The 13,580-nt window shown below is 30.2% G+C and carries 8 protein-coding genes and 1 other annotated feature; of the genes, 2 read left to right on the top strand and 6 right to left on the bottom strand.

The features are described 5' to 3' along the window. Window positions 1-90: 90 nt before the first annotated feature. The gene (locus tag P8F83_RS09730; RefSeq protein ID WP_326514444.1) at window positions 91-333 is read right to left on the bottom strand and encodes a hypothetical protein; all 243 of its coding nucleotides are present in this window, start codon (window positions 331-333) and stop codon (window positions 91-93) included. Between the two features lie 9 nt (window positions 334-342). Then, a complete protein-coding gene (locus P8F83_RS09735; protein ID WP_326514445.1) occupies window positions 343-2,187 on the bottom strand; it encodes an LTA synthase family protein in 1,845 nt (614 codons plus the stop codon). A 171-nt stretch (window positions 2,188-2,358) separates the two neighbouring features. On the opposite strand from P8F83_RS09735, the gene P8F83_RS09740 reads away from it, so the two are divergent. After that, window positions 2,359-3,468, top strand: a complete 1,110-nt coding sequence (locus P8F83_RS09740; RefSeq protein ID WP_326514446.1) for an AI-2E family transporter — start codon at window positions 2,359-2,361, stop codon at window positions 3,466-3,468. A 2-nt stretch (window positions 3,469-3,470) separates the two neighbouring features. On the opposite strand, the gene P8F83_RS09745 is transcribed toward P8F83_RS09740, so the two are convergent. The 4 genes from P8F83_RS09745 to P8F83_RS09760 form a co-directional block, all read right to left on the bottom strand. Beyond that, window positions 3,471-4,775, bottom strand: coding sequence for a bifunctional folylpolyglutamate synthase/dihydrofolate synthase (locus P8F83_RS09745; protein WP_326514447.1), 1,305 nt, complete (start codon window positions 4,773-4,775; stop codon window positions 3,471-3,473). A gap of 15 nt (window positions 4,776-4,790) precedes the next feature. Continuing rightward, on the bottom strand, window positions 4,791-5,585 hold the full coding sequence (locus P8F83_RS09750) for a Cof-type HAD-IIB family hydrolase (RefSeq protein WP_326514448.1): 795 nt from the start codon (window positions 5,583-5,585) through the stop codon (window positions 4,791-4,793). A 124-nt stretch (window positions 5,586-5,709) separates the two neighbouring features. Next, on the bottom strand, window positions 5,710-8,352 hold the full coding sequence (locus P8F83_RS09755) for a valine--tRNA ligase (protein ID WP_326514449.1): 2,643 nt from the start codon (window positions 8,350-8,352) through the stop codon (window positions 5,710-5,712). A 161-nt stretch (window positions 8,353-8,513) separates the two neighbouring features. Further along, window positions 8,514-8,737, bottom strand: a binding site (T-box leader). A 67-nt stretch (window positions 8,738-8,804) separates the two neighbouring features. Then, on the bottom strand, window positions 8,805-13,064 hold the full coding sequence (locus tag P8F83_RS09760; RefSeq protein ID WP_326514450.1) for an acyl-CoA dehydratase activase-related protein: 4,260 nt from the start codon (window positions 13,062-13,064) through the stop codon (window positions 8,805-8,807). Between the two features lie 168 nt (window positions 13,065-13,232). Here P8F83_RS09760 and P8F83_RS09765 point away from each other — a divergent pair, with 168 nt between their 5' ends. Next, window positions 13,233-13,580: a tetratricopeptide repeat protein gene (locus tag P8F83_RS09765; RefSeq protein WP_326514451.1), complete on the top strand. Its 348-nt coding sequence runs from the start codon at window positions 13,233-13,235 to the stop codon at window positions 13,578-13,580.

Raw genomic sequence — 13,580 nt, forward strand, 5'->3', positions numbered from 1 at the left:
CACCTCCTATTTATAACCTTTAATATAATATATGAAACGATTATAAAAATGGATAAAAAAATCCTCCTAAAAAGGAGGATAAATTGATAATTATAATAATAACTTAGAAAAATAGTTTTGTATTACTGAAGCCAATAAATTAAATGCTAAAATAAGAGCTCCAGATGATGTAATATTAACAAATAGTTTTCTGTTAACATTAATATTTGCTTTTATAGCTTGTACGCTTTTATTTACGAAAAATAAAGCAATCAACCATGGAATAATGTCTTCTCTTGATAATATGGGAAATATTAATGGAACTATTGATAAAATATATAGTTTTTTGTTCATATCATTCACCTAATCCTTATAGTAATTAGCTCTTATAAGCATATCACTTAAATCTATGGCTTTGAGCATCTCTTCCTTTTCTTTCTCGTCACCTATAAATTCTCTTGTTGATAACACTACGAAATCCTTTTTAGTATTAAGAAGGTTTCTTCCAATAGTTTTATCTGACTCCTTATCTAAGTTAACGCCAAACAGATATGCTACTGTTGGAAGTGTATCTACTTGTCCACCATTTACATGTAGTATTTTCTTCTCAATATCTTTATTATATATTATTAAAGGAACTTTTCTGTTATTGTCCCTCATCCAATCTTCTAATCCTGATGTGGCTTTAACCTCATCATCATAAAATTTATGAACACCTTCATGATCACCATATACTACAACTACCGTATCTTTTAATATTCCTTTTTTGTCTAAATCCTCAATGAACTTACCAAAATATTTGTCTGTATAATTAATACTTTGTAGGTATCCTCCTATTCTAGTATTATTTAAATTGTCTGGAAGCTTTAATTCCTTATCTTTCTCTGGTAAAACTGTAAACGGAGAATGACTTGTTAAAGTAACTGTGTAAGCTAAAAAAGGTGATTTTAAACTTCCAAGTTTATCTCCAAACTGCTTAAGATAACTTTGATCACTTATTCCAAGGTTTATTATCTCATCAACATTGTAATTCGTAGAGTCTATTGTTTTTTCGTATCCAATGGACTTAAGTGCAGGCATCCAATTCCAATATGAACCTTTATCAGGATGAGAAGCTATTGTTTCATATCCTAATCCTTTAAACACATTAGGTAGTGAGTATTTATATTCATTACTAGGATATCTAAAAAATGTTGCACCCTCTCTTACAGGAAAAACAGAAGTATTAGTTATTAATTCTCCATCAGAACTTGTACCATTATAAGTTTGTTCGTAAAAATTATCAAAGTACAAAGAATTATTAAGAAGTTTATTTAAATTAGGAGTTACTTCTTGTCCATTTACTTTTTGACCTATTACAAAATTCTCAAGAGACTCCCATTGAACTACTAATACATTTTTTCCTTTCATCGCTCCATAATATTCATTGTCTTCTAGGTTTTCTTTTTTGTTTTGAAACCAGTTAGCTGCATTTTCTTTTTCTTCATCATTAAGTGCATAAGGTTTTGATTCTTTATAATAATTATAAGAGTCAAATATGTGATATCCAATTGGAGTTAAGTTAGACATAGTCTGATTAGGACTCCAACTCTTTGCGAAAATCATTTGATTTGTAAATCCTTTATCATACTTATCTATTTTTATATGTGCATAAGTTAAATATACAATTGATAGTATAAATAAAGCTAAAAAACTATATGTATTTCTTTTAAACTTACTTTTTTTATCCTTAATTTTAAGTAGTATCATCACGGGGATATCTATTATAAATAGAATATCGACAGCTCGTACCATAGAAATTATAGATGACCCCAAATTATCTAAATTACTTGTCATCTTCATCATATGTAATGTTAGAAAAGAAGCATTGCTTCTAAAGTACCACAAGTCCCCTATTACAAGAACTGTAAATAATATATTTAAGAACAGAAAACAAATATATTGCCCCGTACCTCTAAATAAAAATCCAAAAGATAAAAACAATGCTATAAAACTAAAATACACTAAAATAGGTGGATAGGAATAAAAAATTCTCATAACATTAATCCCATTTGCTTTATCATCTGAGATCAATATTATAAAGATAATTGATTTTACTAATACAGATATGAAAGATAATTTAAAATATCTATTTTCTTTTATATCCATCATCATTTCACTAGATAATTGACTTAAGCTCTTCTTTTGCTTTATATTTACATTTAACATTTCATCAGTCCCTCTTACCGTTAGTATTCAGTTAATTATAGCACCATTTCCCCCTATTATTAATACAAATTTTCTTATATTATTCTTATTTTAATCTTAATACTTATTAATTTGACTAAATGTAGTTTATATGATAAATATTTAAGTATGATAGTCAAGGAGGACAGCTTATTGAAGATTTTTAAAAAATTCCATTTTAATTTAATACCCATTATTTTGATATCGATTTTAATGCTTAAACTTATTTTTACTTGGGAGAGTTCACTTATTCCTTTTGGTAGCAAAATACTGTCTATGCTTTCACCTTTTTTTTGGGCTCTTGGATTAGCTTATTTTTTAAATCCATTAATGAAATTGATAGAAAGACGTTTTAATATTAGGAGAGTGCCTTCTCTTATAATTACATATATAATTGTAATTGGTGTAATAGCTTTAGGTGTAGTTATAATATTTCCTACAGTATTTAATAGTTTAGGAGACTTGTTTAGAAACCTTCCTGAATATGCAGAAAATACTGAGGTTTGGCTTACAGATAAGATAAATGAATTTAATAAAGATTATTATTTAAATCCTTTAATTGTAGATAGATTGGAAGAGACCTTAACTAAAAGTTTAAATGAAATTAATGTATTTATTAGTAGTTTACTTTCTTCTCTTTTTAGTTCAACAATTAAGTTTACTACTTCTTTTTTAAAATTTATTTTTGGGTTCATAATATCTATATATATACTTAAAGATAAAGAAAAACTACTTAATATAAGTAAAAAAATCATATGTCGCTTATTCCCTGAACCTAAACAAGATGAAATACTTGAATTCCTTGGTGAAGCTAACTCAGTTTTTTCTGAATTTATCATAGGTAAATCAATAGATTCATTTATCATAGGTGTTTTATGTTATATTGGTTTAATTTTAATACATGCACCTTTTGCTTTACTTATATCGATTATAGTTGGTGTAACTAATATGATTCCTTACTTTGGACCATTTATAGGAATGATTCCGGCTTTTATTTTAACTTTTTTAGCGGACCCTATGAAAGCTTTTATAGTTTTACTTTTCATATTTTTACTGCAACAATTTGATGGTTTTTATTTAGGACCTAAAATACTTAGCGAAAAAGTTGGTTTATCACCTCTTTTAGTAATTTTAGCAATTACAATAGGCGGTGGGTTATTTGGAGTTTTAGGAATGTTTTTAAGTGTACCTATCATGGCATTGATTAAAACTTATTCCTTGCATATTATTAATAATACCTCTCATAAAGAGAAAGAGCAGTAAAATTACTGCTCTTTTCTTATTATCTTTCTCATATCTCCAATCATGTACAAAGACCCACTTACAACAAGAATATCCTTATTATTTAGTTTATCATACGCATATTTATAAGCTTCTTCATAGTTTTCTAAAGCAATAGTCTTTATTCCAAAACCTTCTATCTTATCTTTTAAATCTAAAGCAAGTTCAGCTCTATCAGAATGAGGGGTTACAGCCACTACTTCTGTAGCTTCGAGACAGATTTCTTCAATCATCTCATCTACTTGCTTATCTGCCAAAATTCCTAATATTAATATCATTTTTTCATACTCAAAATATTTGTGTATATTTTGCTTAAGGGCTTTTATACCATCTATGTTATGAGCTCCATCTATTATAACAAATGGATTCCTCTTAAGAATCTCCATTCTTCCAATCCATTTTACCTTCTTTATTCCTCTTAAGACATGCTCATCTGAAACATTAACATTAAAGTTATCTCTTAATACTTCTATTGTAGTTATAGCTGTATTACAATTAAATATTTGATGTTCACCAAGTAGAGGAAGTTCATATATCTTCTTTTTACCGCCTTCAACTCTTTCAAATATTTGATAACTTTCATGTTCCCCATGAACAAAATCTAATAACTTTACTTGTTCTTTTTTTGTGTAAATTATATTAGAGTTTTTTGTTTTTGCAATATCCTCTATAACCTCTGTAACTAGATCCACTTGAGGATATAAAACTAAAGGAGTTTTTTCTTTTATTATCCCAGCTTTTTCTTTTGCTATATCTCTTATATCATTTCCTAAGATGTTCACATGATCATGACTTATAGAAGTAATTACTGATACTAAAGGGTTAATCACATTAGTTGAATCTAATCTCCCTCCAAGTCCTACTTCAATTACACCAAAATCAATCTTCTTATCACTAAAGTGTTTAAACATCACACAGGTTATGATTTCAAACTCTGTAGGTGCATGAAATCCTTCTTCAATTACTTTTGGTATTATCTCTTTGACTTCCATTACAACTTTAACTAAATCTTCTTTAGATATATTTTCTCTATTAATTTGAATTCTTTCCTCAAACTCTTCTAAAAAAGGGGAAGTATACATACCAACTTTATATCCTGCTTCAATTAAAATACTCGTAATCATTGATGTAGTTGAACCTTTTCCATTAGTTCCTGCAACATGAATTAATTTTAACTGTTTATGGGGATTTCCAAGAAGCTCTAATATACGTTCCGTTCTTTCCAGCCCAAAATTCATTCCGAATTTACCTAAATCATGTATATACTTCATACATTCTTTATAATCCATTTTTTCCTCCAAAGTTTAAGCTTCCTTTAATACTTTTTCTTTTATAACTCTCATTACTCCATCTTCATCATTAGTTTTAGCTAAAAATCTACTATGCTTTTTTACTCCTTCTGGTGCATTCATCATTGCATAACTGTGATATGCCTCTTGAAGCATTTCAACATCATTAAAATAATCTCCAAATACCATAGTTTCTTGTTTGTCTATATTAAGAAGTTTTTGAATAACCTTTAAAGAATTCCCTTTGTTAGTATCTTTATTCACCAAATCAAGCCAATCTTTACCTGAAACAGTTACCTTGTATTTTTCTCCCCATAATGGGCTCATCACTTTGTTAGAATTCTCAGCAGATCCAATACTGTCGTATAGGCTTACTTTAATTACTTCATCATCTACTTCAGTAACATCATCTACAACTTGATGTTTATGATAATATTTTCTTATTTCCTTCATAAAATATTCTTCAGTATTTTCAATATAAGCACCTTTTTTACCACAAGCAACTACATCAACACCTTTTATAGTTCTTGCTACTTCTACTATTTTCTTTATATCTTCTTTCATCATGATAGATGAATATAGTTCTTTATTTTTGTATACAACATAAGCTCCATTTTCAGCTAAAAATACCATATCATCTTTTATATTACTAAAGGTGTTTTTAAGCGTATAATATTGTCTTCCACTAGCAGCAACTAAAACTACTCCCTTATTTATAAGCTTATCTGCAACTTTATCAAAATCATCTGGTAAATTTCCTTTTGAGTTTAAAAGTGTACCATCCATATCACTTGCAATTAGTTTTATCATATTATATTTAAACCTCCATAAATTACTTCTTATATTACAACTTTTAATGCATTTAACTTGTCCCCATTATTCTATCACATATAATTAAATGATGGAATGATTTAATCATCCCATCATTTACATACTATTCTAATGCTTTTATTCTTGCTATAACTGATTCAAGCATTTCTTTATATTTTTCACCTTTAGCTTTTTCAGCTTCAACTACATCAGCAGGAGCTTTAGCTGTAAATCTTTCATTTGAAAGTTTTTTATCAACTCTATCTATTTCTCCTTCAAGTTTAGCTTTTTCTTTGTTTAATCTATCTAGTTCCTTTTCTCTGTCAACTAGGTCAAGAAGTGGCATAAATAACTCCCCAACTTCAACAACTACAGAAACTGCATTTTCAGGAACTAAAGTTTTCTCTTCTATAAACTCAACTTCTGATGCAGAAGCTAACTTCTCCATATAAGAAATTCCATTTAAGAAGGCATCTTTAGCTTCTTTATTTATATATGCAATTACTTTAGCTTTTCTTGATGGTGGTACATTCATTTCTGCTCTAACATTTCTAAGAGATTTAATTGAATCTATTATATATCCCATTTCTTTTTCAGCTTTAGTATCATGTAACTCTTCTTCATACTCTGGCCAAGTTGAGATAGTTATAGATTCAAACTCGTCACAAAGATGAGTATATATCTCTTCAGTTATAAATGGCATAACTGGATGTAATAACTTAAGTCCAGTTGATAAAACTTTGTAGATTACATTATATGCAATTCCTTTAGCTTTTTCATCTTCTCCATAGAATACAGGTTTAACAAGTTCTATATACCAGTCGCAAAGTTCATTCCACATAAAGTCATAAACTTTTTGGAAAGCTATTGCAAGTTCAAACTTATCTAAGTTCTCGGTTGTTTCTTTAACTAAAGTAGTACATCTTGATAATATCCACTTATCAGCTAGTGAGTAGTCTTTTTCATCTTTGTACTTGTTCATTAACTCTTTGTCTAAGTTCATCATTAAGAATCTTGAAGCATTCCAGATCTTGTTTGCAAAGTTTCTAGCAGCCTCAACTCTCTCTTGATAGTATCTTATATCATTTCCTGGAGCATTTCCTGTAGCTAACATGAATCTTAAAGCATCTGCACCATACGTATCTATTACATCAAGAGGATCTACACCATTCCCTAAGGACTTACTCATCTTTTTACCTTCTGAATCTCTCATTATACCATGTATAAGTACATGTTCAAAAGGAGTTTCTCCCATGTTGTGAAGTCCAGAGAAGATCATTCTAGCAACCCAGAAGAAGATTATATCATATCCAGTAACTAAAACTGAGTTAGGATAGAAGTAGTTTAAGTCATCTGTCTTATCTGGCCAACCTAAAGTTGAGAACGGCCAAAGTGCAGATGAGAACCAAGTGTCAAGTACATCATCTTCTTGTCTTATCTTAGTTGATGAACACTTAGTACAGCTTTCAGGTGCATCTTCCTTTACCATCATTTCTCCACAATCTTCACAGTAGAATACAGGTATTCTATGTCCCCACCAAAGTTGTCTTGATATACACCAGTCTTGAATGTTTTCCATCCAGTTGAAGTAAGTCTTTTCAAATCTTTCTGGTATAAACTTAGTTTTCTTTTCTTTAACTACATCTACCGCAGGTTTTGCTAAAGATTCCATCTTAACATACCATTGTTTTGATATTATAGGTTCTATTACAACTCCACATCTATCATGAGTCCCTACATTGTGAACATGCGGTTTTATCTTAACTAGAAGTCCTTCTGAGTCTAAGTCTTTAACTATAGCTTTTCTTGCTTCATATCTATCAAGTCCAACATACTTTCCACCTAAAGAGTTTATAACTCCTCTATCATCCATAACTCTGATTTCTTTAAGAGAGTGTCTTTTACCAACTTCATAGTCATTTGGATCATGTGCTGGAGTTATCTTAACTGCACCTGTACCAAACTCTATATCAACATAGTCGTCAGCAACTACAGGTATTTCTCTATTAACTAGTGGAAGTATTAAAGTTTTACCTATTAAGTGCTTAAATCTCTCATCATTTGGATTTACAGCAACAGCAGTATCTCCTAAAAGAGTTTCTGGTCTAGTTGTTGCTATTTCTAAAAACTCATCTGAGTCTTTAACTGGATACTTAATGTGCCAGAAGCTGCCTTCTTGTTCTTTATATTCAATCTCTGCATCAGATAAAGCAGTTTCACACTTAGGACACCAGTTAGTTATTCTATTTCCTTGGTAGATAAGTCCTTCATTGTACAACTTAACAAATACATGTCTAACTGCTTTGTTTAAGTTCTCATCCATAGTGAAAGCTTCTCTAGTAAAGTCTGCTGAAACTCCCATCTTTTTAAGTTGAGTTCTTATTCTTTCTCTGTACTCATCTGACCATTCCCAAACTTTCTCTAAGAATCCTTCTCTTCCAAGTTCCTTCTTAACTAAACCTTGTTTCAGAAGTTCATTCTCAACTTTAACTTCAGTTGCTATACTTGCATGGTCTTCCCCAGGAACCCATAAAGTACAAAAACCTTGCATTCTTTTATATCTTATTAAAATATCTTGAAGTGTATTATCTAAAGCATGCCCAAGATGAAGTTTACCAGTTATATTTGGTGGTGGCATTACTATAGTATAAGGCTTTTTGCTTTTATCAACCTCTGGCGTAAAGTATTTTTTCTCTTCCCATGTTTTATATATCTTTTCTTCAAATTCTTTTGGATTATAGGTTGTTGAAATATTATTTTCACTCATTTTTTCTTCCTCCTCTTAATTTAGGATATTTCTTTTAAGCTAAAATTTAGCTATACTTAAGTATTTTCTTTGCTTTCATCCTTGGAAACTTATATTTATCAAATTTATCGCCCAGGAAATATATGGAATAATGCACAAATAAAAAAAGAGCCTTCATCCTATAAAAGGACGAAGACTCGCGGTACCACCTTTATTTCTACAATCATAAAAGATTATAGACTCTCATTACTTTAACGACATAGCTGCCGACTTTACCTACTTAAACTTTCAGCAAAGCTGCTCAAAAGCTACCTTCAAAACATCCGATATAGAAAATCTCACAGCCTAAGGATTTTCTTCTCTTAATATCATTACTGTTTTTACTCCTCTTTTTCATTGCATTTGTATATCCATATGAAATTATACGATATATTCATATATTATAGTATTAAATGTAAAATTGTCAAGAAATATTATACTTCTTTTTCAAGCCACAATACTTTTTTAGGTGCTTCCTTTTGTTCTAGGTTCTTAAAGGCGACTGACATCATAAGTTTAATTCTATTTAATTGATTAACTTCTGATGCACCTGGATCATAATCTACTGCAACTATGTTAGAAAGAGGATATTTATGCTTTAATGCCTTAATCATACCTTTTCCTGTAACATGGTTAGGCAGGCAAGCAAAAGGCTGCATACAAATTATGTTGTTAACTCCACTTTCTATAAGTTCTATCATCTCTGCTGTTAAAAACCATCCTTCTCCTGTTTGGTTACCTAGAGAAAGTATTTGAGATGCCATATCTCCTAATTCTTTTATATGCTTAGGTGCATGGAATCTGTTACTTTCGTCTAAAGCCTTCTTCATTTCTTTTCTATATAACTCCATAAACCATATAGCAAGCATTGAAATATTTCTGCTCTTTTTGCTTGCAGATAAGAATTTATATTTAAAGTCTGCATCATAAGCTGAGTAGAAGAAGAAGTCTAGAAGATCAGGCATAACTGCTTCTCCACCTTCATTTTCAATAACACTTACTGCATCATTGTTTGCAGTTGGATGGAACTTAACTAAAATCTCACCAACTAGTCCAACTTTAGGTTTCTTTATATCTAAAAGTTCTAGTTCATCAAACTCTTTAATAATATTTCTTATATTCTTTTTATAAGCATTAAAACTTCCACTTCTAACATTTTCTTTAGCTATATTTCTCCACTTATCATAAAGTTCATTTGCACTTCCAACCTCTTTTTCATAAGGTCTTACTTTATATAAAACTCTCATAAATAAATCACCATAAACTAATGACATTAATGCTTTATGAAGGAGTTTTGGTGTTATCTTAAATCCTGACTGTTTCTCAAGTCCAACAGCATTTAAAGATATAACTGGTATATTTTCAAAACCAGCTTCAATTAAAGCTTTTTTAAGGAATCCTATATAGTTTGTTGCTCTACATCCTCCACCTGTTTGAGAAATGATAACTGATGTATTATCTAAATCATACTCACCCGATTTTAAGGCATGTATTAGTTGTCCTATTACTATTATTGAAGGATAACAAGCGTCATTATTAACATATTTTAATCCCTCTTCTACAGCCATCTTATCAGTTGATGGTAAAACTACTAAGTTGTAGCCAGAAGAATTAAAAGCTTCCTGAACCAAATCAAAGTGAATCGGAGACATTTGTGGTGACAATATTGTATGAGTTTTTCTCATTTCCTTAGTAAACTCTTTAGACTTATACTCAATCTTCTGTTTTATAGGAACATAGTTATTTCTAACTCTTTCTTCCATTGCAGCTATTAAGCTTCTGATTCTTATTCTTATAGCACCTAAATTATTTCCTTCATCTATCTTTAAAACAGTATATATCTTCCCAGATGCACTTAATATCTCTTGAACCTGGTCAGTTGTAACTGCATCTAATCCACATCCAAAGGAGTTTAATTGAACTAACTCTAGGTTGTCTTTTTTGGATACATATGTGGCTGCCCTATATAATCTTGAATGGTATGTCCATTGATCAACTATCTTAAGTGGTCTTTGGACCTCTGATAAATGAGCAACTGAATCTTCTGTTAAAACAGCCATTCCAAAGGATGCTATTATATTAGGTATTCCGTGGTTTATTTCAGGGTCTACATGATATGGTCTTCCGCTAAGTACTATACCCTTTTTACCTGTTTCTTCAAGATACTTTATTACTTCTTCCCCTTTGTTTCTTATATCTAAAACGTAGTTTTCTTTTTCTCTCCACGCTAAGTCTAGTGCCTTTATACATTCTTCTTTACTAACACCAAGTTCTTTAAACTCATGGATAAGTCTAACTAATAACTTATCTTTATCATGAAGTGCAAAGAAAGGATTCATAAACTTAACATCTTGCTCCTTAATAACATCCATATTAGCTCTTATAGCTTCTGGATATGAAGTTACTATAGGACAATTGTAGTGATTTCCCGCTGTAGGATCTTCTTTTACTTCATATGGAATACAAGGATAGAAAATTGTTTTTACACCTCTATTTATTAAAGCCATAATATGACCATGAACAAGCTTAGCTGGATAACAAGCTGATTCAGATGGTATTGTTTCTATTCCCATTTCATATATAGCTTTTGAACTTCTAGGAGATAACTCAACTCTAAATCCTAATTCTGTTAAGAAAGTAAACCAAAATGGATAGTTTTCATATTGATTTAAGACTCTAGGTATTCCTATTATTCCTCTTTTAGCTTCTTCTTTCTTTAGTGGTATATATTTAAAAGTTCTTCTATATTTATAGTCATACAAATTAGGAACTTCTTCACTAGATACTCTACCTATAATAGGTCTTTCACATCTATTTCCTGATATAAAGGTTTCTCCATTTGAGAATTTATTTTTAGTTAACAAGCAGTTGTTTCCACAAAGTCCACACCTCTCAAGACTTGTATCAAAAGTAAAGCTTTCTAGTTCCTCTAAAGGTACTAAAGTAGACTCATAACCTTGTGTATATCTTTCTTTTGAGATTAATGCAGCTCCAAAAGCTCCCATAAGACCAGCAATATCAGGTCTTATTACTTCTCTTTCTGAGACAAGTTCAAAACTTCTAAGTACTGCATCATTATAGAAAGTTCCACCTTGAACTATTATCTTCTGTCCCATTTCCTCTTTTTTTCTTATTTTAATAACTTTAAATAAAGCATTTTTTATAACCGAATAAGAAAGTCCTGCCGATATATCACCTACTGTTGCACCTTCTTTTTGGGATTGCTTAACTCTTGAATTCATAAATACTGTACATCTTGAACCTAAGTCTACAGGACTTGATGAGTATAAAGCTTCCTTAGCAAAATCTTTAACTTCCATATTCAAAGAATTAGCAAAGGTCTCTATAAATGATCCACATCCCGAAGAACAAGCTTCATTTAATAATATACTGTCTATAACTCCATTTTTTATTCTTAGACATTTCATGTCTTGTCCACCAATATCTAATATAAAATCAACTCCTGGTAAAAAGTTATCAGCAGCTTTATAGTGAGCTATAGTTTCTATTTCTCCAATATCTATATGAAGGGCAGCTTTAATTAAACTCTCACCATATCCAGTTATAGTAGAATTAACTATCTTAGTTTCTTTTGGCATCTTACTGTATATTTCTTTTAATATACCTACTACAGTTAATAAAGGACTTCCTTCATTTGATCCATAATAAGAATAAAGTAGTTCTCCTGATTCACCTATTAATGCAGCTTTAGTTGTTGTAGATCCTGCATCAATACCTAAATAGGTATTTCCTTTATATAAACTTAAATCCCCTCTTTTTGCTTTATTGTCCTCATGTCTATTTCTAAATTCTATTAATTCCTCATCATCCTTAAATAAAGGTCTTAAAGTTTCTATTTCTTTATCTTGGAACTTTGATAATTCTTTCACTTTATCAACTATATTTTTAAACAAAATGCTATTTTCACCTTTTGAAGCTAAAGCTGCTCCTAAAGCCACAAATAATTGTGGGTTTTCTGGGAATATGACATCTTCTTCTTTTAACTCTAAGGTTTCTATAAACCTTTGTCTTAATTCTGATAGGAAATAAAGTGGGCCTCCTAAGAAAGCAACCTTTCCTCTAATTGGTTTTCCACAAGCTAATCCACTTATAGTTTGAGTTACAACTGCTTGAAGTACAGAAGCTGCTATATCTTCTTTTTTAGCACCTTCATTTATAAGAGGTTGTACATCAGTTTTCGCAAAAACTCCACATCTAGATGCAATAGGGTATATAGTTCCATAACTTTTAGCTAAATCATTTAAGCCTGTAGCATCTGTTTTTAGTAGTGAGGCCATCTGATCTATAAATGCACCAGTACCACCTGCACAAGTTCCATTCATTCTTTGCTCTACTCCACCTTTGAAGTAAGTTATCTTAGCATCTTCTCCACCTAGTTCTATAGCTACATCTGTTTCCGGTACCATTTCCTCTATAGTTTTAGTACATGCTATAACTTCTTGTATAAAAGTAACATCTAGCCACTTTGAAACTGAAAGTCCACCAGAACCTGTAACGTTAATTGTTATCTCAATATTTCCGAACTGTTTATAGGCTTCTCTAATAAGGCCAATAATTGTGCTCTTTATGTCAGAGAAGTGTCTCTTATATCTGCTATATACTATTTTATTTGCTGCATTTAAAATTACTAGTTTTACTGTAGTAGACCCTACATCCAACCCTAAATTATACATTTAATCGCTTCCTTTCAATAAAAATAAAAGCCTAATACTTATTATATTATTAAATAAATCCAATTTAAAGTATAGCTATTTAATTGTTAACAATGTTATGTTTTTGAATAATATTGTTATTTTTGTTAATAATGTCAATATGTAAATAATTTATATTATGGAGGATTTATGAGTTATTTTCAAGAGGGTAATAAACTATATAATAGTAAGAACTATCTAGAAGCATTAGATTATTACGAAAAAGCCATAAAACTAAAAGAAAACTTAGCCTGCTCATATTATAATGCAGGGGTATGTTTGATAAAAACTAAAGATTATTTAAATGCAATTACTTATATAAAAAAAGCTATAGATTTATCAGAAGATAGTAAATATTATTTTAATCTGGCTTATTCATATGCCATGCTTAATAATACTAGGAAAGCTTTGTTATACTTTAATAGAGCTTGGTCACTAAATAGCAAGGATGAAGATTGTGAAAAAGCAATAAATCTTCTCCTAAAAAAGGTTACATAG

Origin of the sequence: Clostridium intestinale, assembly GCF_035905475.1 — a bacterium.
In the GTDB taxonomy this organism is placed as follows: Bacteria; Bacillota; Clostridia; order Clostridiales; family Clostridiaceae; genus Clostridium_T; species Clostridium_T intestinale.

Bases quoted from the DNA above. Each gene is read 5' to 3' on its own strand.
- P8F83_RS09755 (WP_326514449.1), bottom strand. From the start codon at position 8,352: ATGAGTGAAAATAATATTTCAACAACCTATAATCCAAAAGAATTTGAA.
- P8F83_RS09765 (WP_326514451.1), top strand. From the start codon at position 13,233: ATGAGTTATTTTCAAGAGGGTAATAAACTATATAATAGTAAGAACTAT.
- P8F83_RS09760 (WP_326514450.1), bottom strand. From the start codon at position 13,064: ATGTATAATTTAGGGTTGGATGTAGGGTCTACTACAGTAAAACTAGTA.
- P8F83_RS09730 (WP_326514444.1), bottom strand. From the start codon at position 333: ATGAACAAAAAACTATATATTTTATCAATAGTTCCATTAATATTTCCC.
- P8F83_RS09750 (WP_326514448.1), bottom strand. From the start codon at position 5,585: ATGATAAAACTAATTGCAAGTGATATGGATGGTACACTTTTAAACTCA.
- P8F83_RS09745 (WP_326514447.1), bottom strand. From the start codon at position 4,775: ATGGATTATAAAGAATGTATGAAGTATATACATGATTTAGGTAAATTC.
- P8F83_RS09735 (WP_326514445.1), bottom strand. From the start codon at position 2,187: ATGTTAAATGTAAATATAAAGCAAAAGAAGAGCTTAAGTCAATTATCT.